Source organism: Rhodococcus sp. NPDC058505 (assembly GCF_042720095.1).
Lineage (GTDB): Bacteria > Actinomycetota > Actinomycetes > Mycobacteriales > Mycobacteriaceae > Rhodococcus_G.
This window is the reverse complement of the sequence record NZ_JBHXNB010000026.1, coordinates 1-15,974: the sequence shown is the minus strand read 5'-3', so window position 1 is coordinate 15,974 and position 15,974 is coordinate 1. Positions and strand designations below refer to the sequence as shown.

At 71.3% G+C, this 15,974-nt stretch carries 13 protein-coding genes and 2 tRNA genes; 6 read left to right on the top strand and 9 right to left on the bottom strand.

Translation table 11 applies throughout. The annotated features are described in order from the left end of the window. Nucleotides 1-4 precede the first annotated feature (4 nt). From ACFWPA_RS17060 to ACFWPA_RS17040, 5 genes are all read right to left on the bottom strand, one after another. Nucleotides 5-646 carry a response regulator gene (locus tag ACFWPA_RS17060; protein ID WP_378507005.1) on the bottom strand — a complete coding sequence of 214 codons (642 nt, stop codon included), beginning with the start codon at nt 644-646 and terminating at the stop codon, nt 5-7. Beyond that, complete coding sequence (locus ACFWPA_RS17055; protein ID WP_378507004.1) at nt 643-1,815, bottom strand: sensor histidine kinase; 1,173 nt, start codon at nt 1,813-1,815, stop codon at nt 643-645. Before ACFWPA_RS17055 ends, ACFWPA_RS17060 begins: the two co-directional genes overlap by 4 nt. 76 nt (nt 1,816-1,891) lie before the next feature. After that, on the bottom strand, nt 1,892-3,379 hold the full coding sequence (locus tag ACFWPA_RS17050; RefSeq protein WP_378571123.1) for a DUF4153 domain-containing protein: 1,488 nt from the start codon (nt 3,377-3,379) through the stop codon (nt 1,892-1,894). A 97-nt stretch (nt 3,380-3,476) separates the two neighbouring features. After that, on the bottom strand, nt 3,477-4,490 hold the full coding sequence (locus tag ACFWPA_RS17045; RefSeq protein ID WP_378507002.1) for an ATP-binding protein: 1,014 nt from the start codon (nt 4,488-4,490) through the stop codon (nt 3,477-3,479). Continuing rightward, a complete protein-coding gene (locus ACFWPA_RS17040; RefSeq protein WP_378507001.1) occupies nt 4,487-5,167 on the bottom strand; it encodes a response regulator transcription factor in 681 nt (226 codons plus the stop codon). The genes ACFWPA_RS17045 and ACFWPA_RS17040 overlap by 4 nt, the downstream gene beginning before the upstream one ends. 149 nt (nt 5,168-5,316) lie before the next feature. Here ACFWPA_RS17040 and ACFWPA_RS17035 point away from each other — a divergent pair, with 149 nt between their 5' ends. The 4 genes from ACFWPA_RS17035 to ACFWPA_RS17020 all read left to right on the top strand — a co-directional run bounded on the left by ACFWPA_RS17035 (nt 5,317) and on the right by ACFWPA_RS17020 (nt 10,180). Continuing rightward, nucleotides 5,317-6,717, top strand: coding sequence for an acyl-CoA dehydrogenase family protein (locus ACFWPA_RS17035; protein ID WP_378571152.1), 1,401 nt, complete (start codon nt 5,317-5,319; stop codon nt 6,715-6,717). Between the two features lie 28 nt (nt 6,718-6,745). Beyond that, nucleotides 6,746-7,951: an acyl-CoA dehydrogenase family protein gene (locus tag ACFWPA_RS17030; RefSeq protein ID WP_378507000.1), complete on the top strand. Its 1,206-nt coding sequence runs from the start codon at nt 6,746-6,748 to the stop codon at nt 7,949-7,951. A 142-nt stretch (nt 7,952-8,093) separates the two neighbouring features. After that, nucleotides 8,094-8,447, top strand: a complete 354-nt coding sequence (locus ACFWPA_RS17025; protein WP_378506999.1) for a VOC family protein — start codon at nt 8,094-8,096, stop codon at nt 8,445-8,447. A gap of 104 nt (nt 8,448-8,551) precedes the next feature. Then, nucleotides 8,552-10,180, top strand: coding sequence for an acyl-CoA synthetase (locus ACFWPA_RS17020; protein WP_378506998.1), 1,629 nt, complete (start codon nt 8,552-8,554; stop codon nt 10,178-10,180). Here the strand turns inward: ACFWPA_RS17020 and ACFWPA_RS17015 are convergent. After that, on the bottom strand, nt 10,166-11,122 hold the full coding sequence (locus tag ACFWPA_RS17015; protein WP_378571120.1) for an NAD(P)/FAD-dependent oxidoreductase: 957 nt from the start codon (nt 11,120-11,122) through the stop codon (nt 10,166-10,168). The genes ACFWPA_RS17020 and ACFWPA_RS17015 overlap by 15 nt on opposite strands. Nucleotides 11,123-11,254: 132 nt before the next feature. Beyond that, on the bottom strand, nt 11,255-12,058 hold the full coding sequence (locus ACFWPA_RS17010; RefSeq protein ID WP_378571118.1) for a CPBP family intramembrane glutamic endopeptidase: 804 nt from the start codon (nt 12,056-12,058) through the stop codon (nt 11,255-11,257). A 162-nt stretch (nt 12,059-12,220) separates the two neighbouring features. Here ACFWPA_RS17010 and ACFWPA_RS17005 point away from each other — a divergent pair, with 162 nt between their 5' ends. After that, entirely contained in the window at nt 12,221-14,395 is a 2,175-nt protein-coding gene (locus ACFWPA_RS17005) for a LuxR C-terminal-related transcriptional regulator (RefSeq protein WP_378571116.1), read from the top strand. A gap of 64 nt (nt 14,396-14,459) precedes the next feature. Here the strand turns inward: ACFWPA_RS17005 and ACFWPA_RS17000 are convergent. Beyond that, nucleotides 14,460-14,533: transfer RNA gene (locus ACFWPA_RS17000), tRNA-Met, on the bottom strand. Nucleotides 14,534-14,758: 225 nt separating this feature from the next. Beyond that, a tRNA-Met gene (locus ACFWPA_RS16995) sits at nt 14,759-14,832 on the bottom strand. A gap of 503 nt (nt 14,833-15,335) precedes the next feature. On the opposite strand from ACFWPA_RS16995, the gene ACFWPA_RS16990 reads away from it, so the two are divergent. After that, nucleotides 15,336-15,923, top strand: a complete 588-nt coding sequence (locus ACFWPA_RS16990) for a transglycosylase family protein (RefSeq protein WP_378571114.1) — start codon at nt 15,336-15,338, stop codon at nt 15,921-15,923. Nucleotides 15,924-15,974 lie beyond the last annotated feature (51 nt).

Sequence of the window (15,974 nt, the reverse complement as noted above, 5' to 3'; positions counted from 1 at the left end):
CAGCTCAGGCGTGCCGGTGCGCGAACACCGCCAGCCGCACCCGGTTGTCGCAGCCGGTCTTGTCCATCAGGTTCGACACGTGCGTCTTGACGGTGGAGACCCCGAGATGCAGGCGGTCGGCGATCTCCTGGTTCCCGAGGCCCTCGCCGACCAGGGTCAGCACCTCGCGTTCCCGGTCGGTCAGCTCGGGTCCCCGGTCCGGGCCGCCCGACCCGGCGAGCCGGGCCGGGTCGACCGCGCGTTCCACCAGCCGCCGCAGCACATCCGGGGAGAAGGGCAGCTCCCCGGCCGCGAGCCGACGGATCGCGGCCAGCAGATCCGCCGGGGCGGTGTCCTTGACCAGGAAGCCAGCCGCCCCGGCGGCCAACGCCGGATACAGGTGATCGTCATCGTCGAAGGTGGTCAGTACCAACACCTTCGGTGACGCGCCCGGCCCGGCGATGCGCCGAGTGGCCTCCACCCCGTCCATGCCGGGCATCCGCAGGTCCATCAGGATCACGTCCGGGGACAGTTCGGCGGCCAACCGCACCGCCTCCACCCCGCTCGCACCCTCACCGACCACTTCCAGGTCGTCGGTGGAGTCGCACAGCATCCGCAGCCCGGCCCGCACCAGCCGCTGGTCGTCGACGACGAGCACCCGGATCATCGGTCGCCCTCCCCCGCCGCGACGGGCAGCCACGCCCGCACCCGCCAGGTCCCGTCCACGGGACCAACATCGAGGCTGCCGCCCGCGAGGGTGACGCGTTCGGCCATCCCGACCAGGCCGTGCCCACCCGATGGTGTTGCCGTGCCTGCCCGGACGCGGCTGGCGACCTCGGCGGTGACACCGGCACCGGACCGGGCGACGACCACCGACACCGGTCCCCCCGGATCCGCATGCCGCATCACGTTGGTCAGCGACTCCTGCACCACCCGCAGCAGCGTGAGCCTGCCGATCGCGTCGAGCCTGCCGAGGTCGGAATCGAGTTCGACGGACACCGCGAACCCGGCGGCACCGACCCGGTCGGCGGCGGCGGTCAGCTCGGCCGGCACCGCGTCGGCCTCCACCAGCGCCACCTCCCCGAGGACCGGGTCACGCAGCGCGACGAGCAGTCCGCGAATGTCGGCGAGCGCGTCGGACGCCGTCGCGTGCACGTCGTCGAGGACCGCGCGGGTCCGCGGATCCTCGTCGGCGACCACGTGCCTCGCGACCCCGATCCGCAGCACGATCGACGCCATGTGGTGGGCCACCAGGTCGTGCAGCTCCCTGGCCAGCGCGCCGCGCTCCGCGGCCCGGACCCGCGCCGCCTCGTCCGCGCGCCGCGCCTCGGCCTCGGCGGCGCGGGACCGGTACGTCGCGGCGAGGTCCCGCTGCGCCCGCAGATACAGCCCGAGCAGCAGCGGCAACCCGACCACCGCGACGGTCTCGACGGCGGTGGCGGGTCGCCAGAACTCCTCGTAGCTCGAGGTGGCAATGCCGGCGAGCACCGCCGCCGCCCAGCAGACGGTCGCCGCCACGATCGGTGCGGCCGCGTGGGTCCGCATCGCGACCTCGGCAACGGCAACGGCCCCGAGGTACGGCACCAGCCCGGCCAGACCCCACGCGTGCGCCGCAAACATCGGCACCGCAAGCGCGGAGAGGGCCAGCGACACCGGGAGCGGCCACCGGCCGCCGAGCAGGAAGACCGCGGCAGCCGCCACCGCGACGACCCAGTAGCCCGCGGGCACCCGGTACGCACCGGGAAACGTGCTGGCAAGCAGCAGCAGCGGCACCAGCACCAGGGGAACGATGCGCCCCAACGACGACAGGTCGCGGCGCGCGAGAGTTCCGTTCACCCGTCCACGGTAGGCGCCGACCGGATTTCGGGACCACTCCCCGGGCCGGATCGCCCGATGTCCTCGCTCACCTCGGCTACCACGTGGCGTCGGGGCCCGCGCAGACCACGTTCAGGTCGACGGGTCGCTCGCGCAGGATCTGCCGCGCCGCGGACCGGGCGGCGTTGACCTGATACCAGGCGTCCGCCGGCACCGACGTCCCGATCAGCGCGCACGAGCGCACCGGTTCCGGCAGCCGGTCCAGCGCAGGCACCGCGTCCGTCGACAGGCCGCGCAGGTAGCCGATGTCGATCGCGCCGGTCCGCTGGTACCGGTCGACGTTGCGCTCGGCGATGTATCCGTCCGGGTTCAGTGCCGCGAACGCCAACAGCGCGGCCACCCCGGAGCCGAGCACGAGGCGAGGCAGCCGCCCACCGCGCATCCGGATTCCGGCCAGCAGCAGGAGCAGGAACACGCCGCCGAGCCACAATTCGACAACCGAGACCCCGAGCCGCAGCCGAGTGAACCCGAAGGCGCTCTGGTACAGCGACATTCGATGCAGCGCCGATGCGACGACGACGAGCGACAGCAGGCACAGCGCCCCGAGCAGGAGGCGGGCGAGCATCCGGTCACGGGCCGCCCGCCGGTCGATCCGGCGGACCGCGACGGCGATCACGATCAGCGTCAACACGCTCACCGCGCACAGCTGCCAGAATCCCTGGCGCGCATAGTTCGCGTAGGTCAGGTCCGCGGTGCCGCGCACGTGCCCGTCCCCGCCGAACAGCACCCGCGCCTGCACCGCGACGAACACACCGAACAGCACATCGAGCGCCGCGAGCGGTACCGCCCACTCCCACCGCGGCACCGGTCGTCCCGCGGCCGGGGCGAGCGCGTCCAGCCGCGGTGGGCGGCGCCGCAGGTAGGTCACGGCGAGCGTCGCGCCCGCGATCAGCAGGCCGAGCAGGATCCGACCGACCGGGGCATCGACCCGGACCGTCGGCACCGCCCCGGACAGCAGCCTGCCGAACTCGGGGTCGGCGCCGGCGAACAGTGCCCCGAACAGCGCGACAAGCAGGGCCGTCAGTGCCGCCACCGCCGCCACCCTGCCGTACCGGGTTCCGCCACCGGGCGCGGCGCGGCGCCGCGCGCGTCCGCGCCGGACCCAGCCCCCGACGCGGGGCAGCGCCCGCGCTGCCGCGGTCGGCGCCAGCGCGACCCCGGTCCAGGTGCGGACGTCGAGCAGGGCGACGGAGGCGACCGTCCAGGCCGCGACAACGCACGCGGCGACGAGGATGCCGTTGTCGCGCACCGTCGCAACGGCGAGCAGCAGCACGGCGACCGTCGCCGCGAGCAGATGCGTGCGGGTCGGGCGCGGGCGCACCGCCGCCAGCGCGGTGGCCGCGACGGCGAGGCCGGTGATCGGGTAGGCGATGCTCGGCGCGCCGAGCGTCGCGGCCGCGACGACGCCCGCGCCAGCGGCGCCTGCGACGGCCGCCGCTGGCGCAACGGAGGTGCGGTCGGGGCGCCACGCACGCGACGCGGCGCGTCGGCGTGCCGGTGCGGATGCGAGTGCGGGTGTGGTCATGGTGGGCTCCATTTCTCCCACCCCGGCCGGGAGCCGGGCAGGGGTCATCGCGGGACGTGCGGCCCGAACGGGTCACGCCCCGAGGTGTTCTCGTGTCTCAGGCCTGCACGATGCGCCCGGCCTTCGCCGGCGCCGGGACTTCCACTCGGATGCAGCATCCGGTCTCGGTGTCGAGCACCCCGATCCGGCCGCCGTGCAGTTCGACGGCCCAGCGGGCGATCGCGAGGCCGAGCCCGGTGCCGCCCCCGCTCGCCCCTCCGCGGCTGAACCGTTCGAAGACGCCCGCCCGGTCCTCCGGCGCGATGCCGGGGCCGTCGTCGTGGACGTCGACGATCAGGGATCCGGCCGCCGCGCCCGCCGTGGCGCGCACCAGCACCTGCGTTGCCGCCCCGTGCCGCAGCGCGTTGTCGATCAGGTTCGCGACAACCTGGTGCAGCCGGGCGGTGTCGGCGCTCGCCCGCAGCGTCACCGGGCGCACGTCGAGCCGGATGTCCACCGGGACAGTGGGATCGGCACGCTCGTCGATCACCGCGCGGAGGAAGGGGGCGATCTCAACGCTGTCGCGGTGCACCGGCACCACACCGGCCTCGAGCCGGGACAGGTCGAGCAGGTCGCGCACCAACGCGCCGAGGCGCTCGGTCTGGTCGAGCGCGCTGCGCAGCGTGGCCGGGTCGGGTGCGGCGACGCCGTCGACGACGTTCTCCAGCACCCCCTGCAGCGCCGCGATCGGGGTCCGCAGCTCGTGCGAGACGTTCGCGATCAGCTCGCGCCGGTAGCGGTCGTCGGCCTCAAGGTCCTCCGCCATCTGATTGAACGCCCGTGCCAGTTCCCCGATTTCGTCGCGGGAGGTGGCCCGGACCCGGCGCGACCAGTCGCCGGTCGCCATCGCTCTCGCCGCCGCGGTCATCTCGCGCAGCGGCGACGTCATGCCGTGGGCGAGGACCTGGGTGACCACGAGCGAGACGAGCAGCGCGGCACCGAGCGCGAACCGGAACTGCCAGTCCGAGGCGAACCAGAACGTCACCGATGCCGCGAAAACCGACGCCACCACCAGCAGCCCGGTCTTCACCTTGAAGGAGCCGAACGGGTCCAGCGGCCTCGGCAGCCTCATCGCGGCACCTCGACGGCATAACCAACGCCGTGCACGGTCCGGATCAGGTCGCCGCCGAGCTTGCGGCGCAGCGCCTTGACGTGACTGTCGACGGTGCGGCTGGTCGCGCCCCCACCCCACCCCCACACGTGTTCGAGCAGCGAGTCCCTGGCCATCGCCGCGCCGGGTCGGGCGGCGAGGTGCGCGAGCAGGTCGAACTCGGTGCGGGTCAGGTGCACCTCGTCGTCGCCGCACCGCACGCGCCGGGCGCTCAGGTCGATGGCCACCGCGCCGACGGTGAGGACCTCGACGTCCGGTCCCGGCGTCGCCCGCTCCACCCGTCGCAGCAGCGCGGCAACCCGGGCCACCAGGACCCGCATGCTGAACGGCTTGCTCAGGTAGTCGTCGGCGCCGACGCCGAGCCCGATGACCATGTCGGTCTCCTCGGCTCGGGCGGTGAGCATCAGCACCGGAACCGGCCGCTCGGCCTGGATCCGCCTGCACACCTCGAGGCCGTCGAGGCCGGGCAGCATGACGTCGAGGACGACGAGATCCGGGCGCAGGGACGCGCACTCGCGCACCGCCGCAGGCCCGTCGTACACCGTCGACACCGTGTACCCCTCGGCCCGCAGGCGGGCGGTGAGGGCGTCGGCGATGGTCCGGTCGTCCTCGACGACGAGCACGGTGCGCTGGGTCATGGTGTCGACGGTATCGCCCGGATGTGGGAATCCCGGGCGGGAGTTGTGAAGGTTCGGTGGAGGCGCGGCCGCGATTCCGGTGTACTCTCGACGCCACTCCTTACTCCAGAGTAAGATAACGACCGTCCAAGACCGAACACCGGGAAATGGTGATCATGAGCAAGCAAGACGTTGTGAGAATGAACGGCGCACCCCGCGACACCTCCGCGGTCGGCCTGAATCCGGTCAAACGCGACGCGATGGGCGCCGCCATGCGCGTGCTGACCAAGATCACCGGCTCCGACCTTGCCGAGAAGTACAACCTCCGCGAGCCGATCAACCGGGTCACCTACGAGGGCACCAAGACCGGCTTCAAGACGCTCGGCGCGGCGACCCGGACGTTCGCCAAGGTCTCCGGCGGCGGCAAGCCGACCCGGCTGCCCGCAGGCGAGGCGAAGAAGGCCGACTACTTCGACCTGACGCCGACCGACGAGCAGCAGATGATCGTCGACACGGTGCGCGACTTCGCCGCCGAGATCCTGCGCCCCGCCGCGCACGACGCCGACGAGGCTGCCGCCTCGCCCGCCGACCTGGGCAGGCGGGCCGCGGAACTCGGCATCACGCTGATCAACGTCCCCGAGGAGTTCGACGGCGTCGCCACCGAGCGCGGCGCGGTCACCAACTCACTCGTCGCCGAGGCCCTCGCGCACGGCGACATGGGCCTGGCCCTGCCGATCCTCGCGCCGAGCGGTGTCGCGGTCGCGCTGACCCAGTTCGGCTCGCAGGCCCAGCAGCAGACCTACCTGCCGTCGTTCACCGGCGAGAACGTCCCCGCGGCCGCCCTGGTCGTCACCGAGCCGCGCGCCCTCTTCGACCCGTTCGCGTTGCAGACCAAGGCCGTTCGCTCCCCGAGCGGCTACCGGCTCAACGGCGTCAAGTCCCTGGTCCCCGCCGCAGCAGACGCCGAACTGTTCATCGTCGCCGCCGAACTCGACGGCAGGCCCGCCCTGTTCATCGTCGAGTCCGACGCGAAGGGGCTCGTCGTCGAGGCCGATCCGAGCATGGGGCTGCGGGCCGCCGGGCTCGGCCGGTTGAACCTGACCGACGTCGCGGTCCCCGAGTCCGCGATCCTCGGTGAGGGCGACGCGGACCAGCGGGTCGCCGACTACGCCGACGCAATCCGTCTCGCCCGCCTCGGTTGGGCGTCGCTCGCCGTCGGCACCGGGCAGGCCGTCCTCGACTACGTGATCCCCTACGTCAACGAGCGGGAAGCGTTCGGCGAGCCGATCAGCCATCGGCAGGCGGTCGCGTTCATGGTCGCCAACATCGGCATCGAGCTCGACGGCCTGCGGCTGGTCACGCTGCGTGGCGCGTCCCGCGCCGAGCAGGGCCTGTCGTTCGGCCGCGAGGCGGCGCTGGCCCGCAAGCTCGCCACCGACAAGGGCATGCAGATCGGCCTCGACGGGGTGCAGCTGCTCGGCGGCCACGGCTTCACCAAGGAGCACCCGGTCGAACGCTGGTACCGGGACCTTCGCGCCATCGGCGTTGCCGAGGGCATCGTCCTCATCTGAGCCGAACGCCGCCACAGGAGAACAGATCATGATCAATCTCGAACTTCCCAAGAAGCTGAAGGCCTCCGCCAACCAGGCACACCAGGTCGCCGCGCAGATCCTGCGCCCCGTCTCCCGCAAGTACGACCTCGCCGAGCACGAGTACCCCGTCGAACTCGACACGATGGCGGCGATGGTCGAGGGACTGAACGACTCCGGCACCGGGGCCTCGGGTGCCGCGCTGGGCCGCGGCGACGCCCCCTCGGTGATCGGCAACGCCAACGGCGGAAACATGGCGTCGCTGATGAACGTCATCGAAACCTGTTGGGGCGACGTCGGCCTGACGCTGTCCATTCCCTATCAGGGCCTCGGAAACTCCGCGATCGCCGCGGTCGCCACCGACGAGCAGTTGGAGCGGTTCGGCAAGGTGTGGGCCTCGATGGCGATCACCGAACCCGGCTTCGGTTCCGACTCCGCCGCCGTCACCGCGACCGCCGTCCTCGACGGCGACGAGTGGGTCCTCAACGGCGAGAAGATCTTCGTCACCGCGGGCGAACGGTCCAGCCACATCGTGGTGTGGGCGAGCGTCGACAAGTCGAAGGGCCGCGCCGCGATCAAGTCGTTCGTGGTGCCCCGCGACGCCCCCGGCCTGTCCGTGGCCCGGCTTGAGCACAAGCTCGGCATCAAGGCGTCCGACACCGCGGTGCTGCTGCTGCAGGACTGCCGGATCCCGAAGGACAACATCCTCGGCGACCCGGAGGTCAACGTGGAGAAGGGCTTCGGCGGGGTCATGCAGACCTTCGACAACACCCGCCCGATCGTCGCGGGCATGGCGATCGGCCTCGGCCGCGCCGTCCTTGAGGAACTGCGCGGCATCCTCGCCGAGGCGGGCGTCGAGGTCTCCTACGACATCCCGGCCAACAACCAGCACGCCGCCGCCGCCGAGTTCCTCGCGATGGAGGCGGACTGGGAGGCTGCGTACCTGCTGGCACTGCGCGCGACCTGGATGGCCGACAACAAGAAGCCGAACTCGCTCGAGGCGTCAATGTCGAAGGCGAAGGCGGGCCGCACCGGCACCGCGGTCTCGCTCAAGGCCGTCGAGCTGGCGGGCACCGAGGGCTACTCGCAGCGCCCGCTGCTGGAGAAGTGGGCCCGGGACAGCAAGATCCTCGATATTTTTGAGGGAACGCAGCAGATCCAGCAGCTGATCGTGGCGCGGCGACTGCTCGGCAAGTCGTCGGCCGAGCTGAAGTAGCCGGACCCGACCTCCCCTGCGCATCCTCCGTCGCCGCGGGCGACGGAGGATGCGCCGTCGGCGGGACACACCGTTCCGCCGACCCGCGCCTCAGGCGATCGCCGCCTAGCCTGGATCTCACATCGATCCGAGGAGGCGCCACATGAGCGACCACGACGTCCGAATGATCATCCTGTCGACCGACGATCTGGACGAGTCGATCCGGTTCTACCGCGACACCCTTGGCATGCCACTGAAGTTCCGCGACGGCGCCCACTTCGCAGCCCTCGACGGCGGGTCCGTCACCCTCGCCCTCGCGACCGCCGTCGACCACCCGATCCACGGGCAGGTCGTCGTCGGCATCAAGACCGACGACGTCGACGCGGCGGCGCGGGCCGTCGAGGCCGACGGCGGCGGAATCGTTAAGGGGCCCTATGACGACGCCCACGAACGCCGTGCCGTCGTCTACGACAACAAGGGCAACGGGCTGGTGTTCTACAGTCCACTGCCCCGCTGACCACACGGACACCGCGCCGCACCCTGCCCGGCCTGCCTCCACAAGGTGCGGGCACCGACTACCCTGTGACCCGACCCACACCGGATCGACTCTCGGGAGACGCGATGCCAGCCATCCTGACCAAGCTCACCGATTCGCTCGGCGCCGTCCGGGTGATGATCCGGTCGGGTCTGGTCCCGATTCCCCGACTCGACCACGGCATCGCCTCCATCCGCGCGGTCCACCGGTACGGACCGTTCGCCGGGCCGGTGCACGCGCATGCCGCCGCCGGGCTCGACGCCGTCGCGCTGGTCGACGAACGGGGGCAGGTCACCTACGCGCAGCTCGAGGCGCAGTCGAACGCGCTGGTACGGGCCTGGGCCGCGGACGGGATCACACCCGGCGCCGTGCTGGGCGTGATGTGCCGCAACCACCGCGGTCTGGTCCTGACGATGCTCGCCGCCGCGAAGCTCGGCACCAAGCTGGTGCTGATGAACACCGGATTCGCGGCCCCCCAGCTGGTGGATGTCGCTGCCCGCGAACAGGTTCGGGCCTTCATCCACGACGAGGAGTTCGCCGTGGTCGCGGCGGGGCTCCCCGACCAGGTGCGACGCTACCTGGCATGGTGCGAGGGCTCGGAGTCCGCGGCAACGCCGAGCCTCGACACCCTGATCGACGGGCGGCCCACCGACCCGGTTCCAAGCCCGCCGGTGCACGGCAGCTTCGTGCTGCTGACCAGCGGCACCACCGGCACCCCGAAGGGCGCGCCGCGGGAGCGAACCTCCCCGCTCGCCTCGGCGCAGTTCCTCGACCGGGTCCCGCTGCGTCCCGGCCAGACGATGGTGATGACGGCACCGGCATTCCACGGCACCGGCATCTCCCAACTGGCGCTGGCACTCTCGCTCGGACAGACGGTGGTGCTGCAACGCCGGTTCGACCCGCTGCAGACGGTGAAGTTGACCGCCGACCACCGGGCCGACGTGCTTGTCGTGGTCCCGACCATGCTGCAGCGGATCGTCGACCTCGGCCCGGACGTGCTGGCCGGGTACGACACGACGAACCTGTCGATCGTCTTCGCGGCAGGGTCGGCGATCTCCCCGGACCTGTGCAGGCGCACCACCGAGGCGTTCGGGCAGGTGCTGCACAACCTGTACGGGTCCACCGAGGTGGCGGTCGCGACGGTCGCCACCCCGGCGGACCTGGCGTTGGCCCCCGGCACCGCGGGGCGTCCACCGGTCACCTGCCACGTCGCGCTGTACGACGATGCGGGCGAACGGATCACCGAACCCGACACGGTGGGCCGGATCTTCGTCTCCAGCGGACTGAGCTTCAACGGGTACACCGACGGGCGGGACAAGGAGCGGATCGACGGGCTGCTGTCCACCGGCGACGTCGGGCACATTGACCGGAACGGACTGCTGTTCGTCGACGGTCGCGACGACGACATGATCGTCTCCGGCGGCGAGAACGTGTACCCACTCGAGGTGGAGAACCTGCTCGCCGAGCACCCGGATGTCGCGGACGCCGCGGTGATCGGCGTCGAGGACGCCGAGTTCGGGCATCGGCTGCGCGCCTTCGTCGTCTCGGCCTCGGGCGCCGAACCCGACGCCCAGGCCCTGCGGACCTTCGTCAAGGAACACCTCGCGCGGTACAAGGTGCCGCGCGAGGTGGTCTTCCTCGACGAGCTGCCCCGCAACGCCACCGGCAAGCTGGTGCGGCGGGACCTGTACGAGCGGGAACTACCCGACGCGTGACCGGTCGAGGGCGGCCTCGACGTCCTGCTCGATCAGCGCGGCGTTGATCATCGCCCCGGTCTGCACACCGCTCGCGGCGGCCGAGATCACCTGCGCGCGTGGGTCGATGACATTGCCCGCCGCCCACACGCCCGCCACCGGCGTCGCGCCGGTGGGGTCCACCGCAAGATGGGTTCCCAGCACCTCGCCCGCCATCTCCTGCGCGACCGGTTTGATGCCGAGGCTGGCCAGGAAGTCGACGCGGGCGGTGAACCGGGGCGGAACCACGACCGCATCGCGGGCGACCGGGCCGCGCCCGTCGACCAGGACCGCGGTGAGCCGGTCGTCGGCCACCTCGAGTCCCGCGACGGCACCGTCGATCACCTCGATGCCGCGGGCGGCGAGGCGGTCGAGATCGGCACCGGCGAACGCGGGCGCGGTGTGGGCGAACACCACCACGTCGGCGCTCCATTGCCGCCACATCTGCGCCTGGTGCGCGGCGAGCGCCGGGTGGGTGGCCAGGATGCCGATCGCGCGGTCCCGCACCTCCCAGCCGTGGCAGTACGGGCAGTGCAGCACGTCCCGCCCCCAGCGGTCGCGCAGCCCCGGCACGTCGGGGAGCTCGTCGACGAGACCGGACGTGACGAGCACCTGCCTGGCCGCGACCTCGCCGCCGTCCGCGAGCACCACCCGGAACACCCCTCCGGCACGGCGGACATCGACCACCGCGCCGGAGATGAATTCGCCGCCGTACCCGGCGATCTCGCCGCGACCGATCCGCAGCAGGTCCAGCGGGTTGGTGCCCTCGCGACCGAGGTAGTTGTGCATGTGCCCGGCCGACGCGTTGCGGGGTGCGCCCGAGTCGACCACCAGCACCGACCGGCGGGCCCTGGTGAGCGAGAGCGCTCCCCCCAGGCCGGCGGCCCCGCCGCCGACGATCACCACGTCGTAGCTGTCGTTCATGTGTCCTCCCTTTGCCGTGATTCACCCCCACTCTCCGCGGGACGAATCGCTTCGGCAAACCGGCTTGCTGAAAGAGCAAGAGGAGGGTGTGAGAACCGGCGCCCCATTCTCACGGGTGGTCGTGGCGATTGATCACAGGGCGATCAGTGTCGCGCCGCCGACGATGGAACCGGTGAACATGGCCCAGTCGTTGATGATGTGCGCGCCGGTGGAGACCCACAGGTTCTTCGTGCGGATGTAGGCCAGCGTCAGGACGAGCCGGGCGCCGCCGATGACGATGAGCGCCTGCGCGAAGTTCCAGTCGTAGGTGGGCAGGTGTGCCGCACCGAACCAGACCGCGCTGATCAGCCAAGCGAGGACGATCGCGGTCTTGCGGCTCACCTTCACCTTCGCGTACAGGAAGTACAGCAGCGCGAGGAACGGCAGCATCGTGAAGATCTCTTCGCCGAGCAACTGGATGCCGGTGCCGAGATAGAACGCGGCGATGTCGAGCGCGCCGCCCATGTTGTCGGTCGCCTGATTGGCCGACGAGCCGAACAGGGCCTTCACGATCAGCCCCAGGGCTCCCGTCACGACGAGGTTGAGGGCGGCGAAGCCAAACATGAGGAGCACGTCGCGTCCGGTGACCCGGCGGAACAGGGCGGTCCAGTGGTCGCGGGTGACCAGGGCGAGCACGGTCAGCGGGATCACAACGAACAGGATCCGAGGGATCAGGCCGACGATGTTGTTCGGGGTGGGAATCTGGGTCAGGGCGACAAAGCCGACCGCAACGGACACCCACACGGCGATCCACTGACCGACCGTTATGGTCGTCGGCTTCCCGTTGTAGAACGGGAAGTCGGCGTCGTCGTCGCGTTCGATCCGGCGTCCGAATCGCTCGGTGGACGGCGCCGACTCGTGACGGGCGTGTTCTGCGGACTGATGCGTGTTGCTCACGGGGTCCCTCCTGAATTCCGCTCCCGGCCCGATGTTCTCGATCATGTCGGGCTCACCTGTGACCGTAGGGCGCATCCGCGACGTCGACCCCACCCTGGAGCAGCAATCACCCAGGTGATTCCCGAGCAGCAACACCCTGGAGAATGTGCCGCGATGTATCCCGTGACGAAATTCCGCCCGCCGACCACCGGCCCGCGGTCGATCCTGCGCCTGGACGTACTCGCCCTGCTGGACCGCCCGGCGCGGGCGGTGGTGGTCCGCGCACCCGCGGGCTACGGCAAGACCACGGTGATCACGCAGTGGCTCCACCATCGGAACACGACGCGGCCAGTGTGGGTCAGCCTCGATGACGACGACAATGACCCGGGCGTGCTCTGGGGCGCCATTGCCGCGGCCGCCTCGGCGGCCGGACTCCACACCAAGGCGGATGCGAGTTCCGGCGAAGTACGGGCGAACGTCATCGTGCCACTGCTCGACGCGTTCACCGGATCACCCGGCAGGTGGACTCTCGTCCTCGACGACGCCCACCTCATCACCCGGGAGCAGACGCTCGCGAGCCTCGACTGGTTTCTCGGCCGAATCCCGGAGAACCTCACCGTGGTCGTCAGCACCCGGGTTCCGCTCGAACTTCCCACGTTCGCGCGCCTGCGGGCGCGCGGGGACGGCATCGAACTCTTGTCGGGGACGCTGCGCCTCGGCGCCACGCAGATCGCGGATCTCCTCGGCGGCGCCCACGACCTGCACTTGACCGCCGACGACGTGCAGCGCATCGACGACGCGACCGACGGCTGGCCCGCCGCCGTCTCGCTCATCGGATCGGCCATGTCCCATGGGCAGTCTCTGTCCCGCGTGGTGTCGCAGCGGCCGGACGACGACGCCGCGCTCAGCGCCCTGGTCCGGGAGGGGTTGGCGGGCAGCACCCGCGACGACTACGACCTGCTCCGCCGCATGTCGGTATTCGAGCGGTTCGACGCGACGATCCTCACCGAGGTCCTGCAGAGCGACCGAGCCTGGACGGTGGCGATGGACGTCGCCGACGCCACCGGTCTGATCGCGGCCCTGGACGACGACGGCTGCTGGTGGCGACTGCATCACCTGGTCCGGGAGCGCCTCCACGCCGAACTCGGTCGGGTGGACCCGGCCGGACGGCGCGAGTTGCACCGGCGGGCGGCCGGGCACTTCGAGCGGGCCAACGACGTGACCGCGACGATCCATCACCTGCTTGGCGCCGAGGACTACGACACGATCGCCGACATCCTGTCCAACGTGCGCGCCAACTCGGTCGTGCCGCGGCAGTCACTCGGATTGAGCTGGCTTGAGCGGATCCCCGTGTCGGCGCTCGAACGCGATCCGCGCCTGGCGTTCTGGGAGGCGTGGGCAAGCGCGACCGGGGGTGACGCGGCTCGCCGCGATCGCGCCCTCGCCCGGGGCCGTCTCGCGTCCCCGACTAGGCCGGTCGACGCCTTCCGCAACTGGGACGACGTCGAGGACTTCATCCATGGGTCCGCCTGCTACGACGACGTCGGCAGCGCCCGGCGGGCCGGGGAGCGGTTCCTCTCCCGATACGACCCCGCCGTCCCACTGGTCCCGTTGGCAGAACTGCGGCTGGCGACGATGCTCTACCTGGAGGGCCGCTGCGCGGAGGCACTCGAGGTGCTCGACCGACTGGACCAGGGACCTCCCCTCACTCGTCCGCTGCGGCTGTTCGTCCCCGCCTACCGCGCGTTGTGTCAGCTCGAGCTCGGCGACCGCGCGGCGGCGGCCGTCGCGGTCGAGCGATGCGCCCAGGCCCGCATCGCGTTCCGCATCGGCCCCGACCCCGTCTACCTGCCCGCCGAGCATGCCCTGGCCCGGCTGCAGATCGAGCGGGGCGATCCCACGCTCGGACTCACCACGGCCACGAGCGCCCTCGAATGCGCGCGTAGCGGCGGGGGCGACACGGTGCTCGTCGTGCCACACCTGCTGATCGAGGTGGCGCGGGCACACCTTGCGTTGGGGAACCGGGACGAGGCGACCGTCGCACTCGGTCGCGCGGAGGAACTGTGCACCGGCGCCGTCGATCCGGGCGCCCTGCCGGCTCGGATCGCGGCGCTGCGCGAGAGGTTCCGACTGCACCGCACCGACCTCGGCCACCGCGAGGCCCTGAGCCGTCGCGAACTGGAGGTTCTCGCGCTGCTGCCTACCCCACTGAGCGCCTCGGAGATCGCCTCGGAACTGTTCGTCTCGGTCAACACCGTCCGCAGCCACGTGAAGTCGATCCACCGGAAGCTCGAGGTGACGTCGCGGGCCGACGCGGTGGTCGCGGCGCGGCGCGCTGGCCTCGTCGGCGCGCGGTAGCGACCAACCGACAGCGGATACGACGAAGGCCCGGTCTCGTAGTGAGACCGGGCCTTCGTCTTCGTAGCGGGGACAGGATTTGAACCTGCGACCTCTGGGTTATGAGCCCAGCGAGCTACCGAGCTGCTCCACCCCGCGCTGCATTGACCACTGTACACGAGTTCCGACCGGCTCCAAATCGCCCCGCCCCCGCCGGCAAAACCCCTGTGCACAGACCTTTCCCCGCACCAACCCCGAGGATCGACGCCCAACACCCCCGCACACCCCGCAGAACCCGTGTGCACATGATTTCTCGCGCACACCCGGGCCATGCGCCAACAACGACGAAGGCCCGGTCCTACTGGACCGGGCCTTCGTCTTTCGTAGCGGGGACAGGATTTGAACCTGCGACCTCTGGGTTATGAGCCCAGCGAGCTACCGAGCTGCTCCACCCCGCGCTGCAGAAACGAAGTTACACGGTCGCATGAACGGAACACAAATCGCCTGGACGCCGTCACCCGAATCGCCCGCCCGCCCGACAATCCGCGCCGCGCGGCCCGGTCGAGACCCGAAACCCTGTGGCGCACTTCACGAGAACCGGGTGATCCCCACCACATCACGACGAGGAAACGGTGCGGGCACGGATTCGCAACCCGCCGGGATGACCAGGCGAAATCACCGCTACTCGGTTGACTTGCCTTGCGGCAGCCCGAAGTTCGACGGGGATGCCCCGCAGCGAATTGTTGGCTAGCGTCGCCGTCGGCCCGAAACGACCGGGCCCAGCCGACCCGCCGCTGCTCGACATCTGCCCCGCGGGATCGGAACCCCGAAACCTTCGAGGGGCAGGGACGGCGAGCCAATCGCGACGCCTGGCGACGAACAGCAGTCTGTCCGCCACGGCCGTTCGATTTCCAGCGCACTGGCGCGGCCCCGTCGGCACGCGCGGAGAGGATTCACCCGCATGACTCGCTTCACCCCCGCCCGCACCCTGGGCGCCGTCGCCGCGACCGCTGCCCTCGCCGCGCTCCCGATGGCAGTGGGCACCACCACCGCCTCCGCCGCCGCCTACGACTGGGACGGCGTCGCACAGTGCGAGAGCGGCGGCAACTGGTCGACCAACACCGGCAACGGCTACTACGGCGGGCTGCAGTTCTCGCAGAGCACCTGGGCCGCGAACGGTGGGTCCGGCTCGCCGCACAACGCGTCGAAGGCCGAGCAGATCCGGGTCGCGGAGAATGTGCTCGCCACCCAGGGCGTCGGCGCATGGCCGCACTGCGGTCAGTACCTGACCACCGCCGCCGCTCCCGAGCCCGCGCCCGCTCCCGCTCCCGCGCCGGTACCGGCACCGGCACCGGCACCCGAGGTTCCCGCCGCTCCGGCCGTCGGAACCCTGCCCGCCCTGCCCGAGAACTTCCCCGCCCCGACCGCCGACCAGGTGCAGCAGGCCTCCGACGCGGCCGTCGCGGCGGCCGACCGGTACGGCTACGGCAACCAGGTGCGCGACCTGATCGCCGCCAACAGCATCTACCTCGCCGGGCTCACCCGCTGACGCAACGGCCACACGACGAAGGGCGCCCCGCCGATCCGATCGGATCGGCGG

What these genes read in the sequence shown, in the direction of transcription:
- ACFWPA_RS17060 (WP_378507005.1), bottom strand. Translation starts at nt 646, where the DNA reads ATGATCCGGGTGCTCGTCGTCGACGACCAGCGGCTGGTGCGGGCCGGG.
- ACFWPA_RS16990 (WP_378571114.1), top strand. Translation starts at nt 15,336, where the DNA reads ATGACTCGCTTCACCCCCGCCCGCACCCTGGGCGCCGTCGCCGCGACC.
- ACFWPA_RS17025 (WP_378506999.1), top strand. Translation starts at nt 8,094, where the DNA reads ATGAGCGACCACGACGTCCGAATGATCATCCTGTCGACCGACGATCTG.
- ACFWPA_RS17045 (WP_378507002.1), bottom strand. Translation starts at nt 4,490, where the DNA reads ATGAGGCTGCCGAGGCCGCTGGACCCGTTCGGCTCCTTCAAGGTGAAG.
- ACFWPA_RS17020 (WP_378506998.1), top strand. Translation starts at nt 8,552, where the DNA reads ATGCCAGCCATCCTGACCAAGCTCACCGATTCGCTCGGCGCCGTCCGG.
- ACFWPA_RS17030 (WP_378507000.1), top strand. Translation starts at nt 6,746, where the DNA reads ATGATCAATCTCGAACTTCCCAAGAAGCTGAAGGCCTCCGCCAACCAG.
- ACFWPA_RS17050 (WP_378571123.1), bottom strand. Translation starts at nt 3,379, where the DNA reads ATGACCACACCCGCACTCGCATCCGCACCGGCACGCCGACGCGCCGCG.
- ACFWPA_RS17015 (WP_378571120.1), bottom strand. Translation starts at nt 11,122, where the DNA reads ATGAACGACAGCTACGACGTGGTGATCGTCGGCGGCGGGGCCGCCGGC.
- ACFWPA_RS17040 (WP_378507001.1), bottom strand. Translation starts at nt 5,167, where the DNA reads ATGACCCAGCGCACCGTGCTCGTCGTCGAGGACGACCGGACCATCGCC.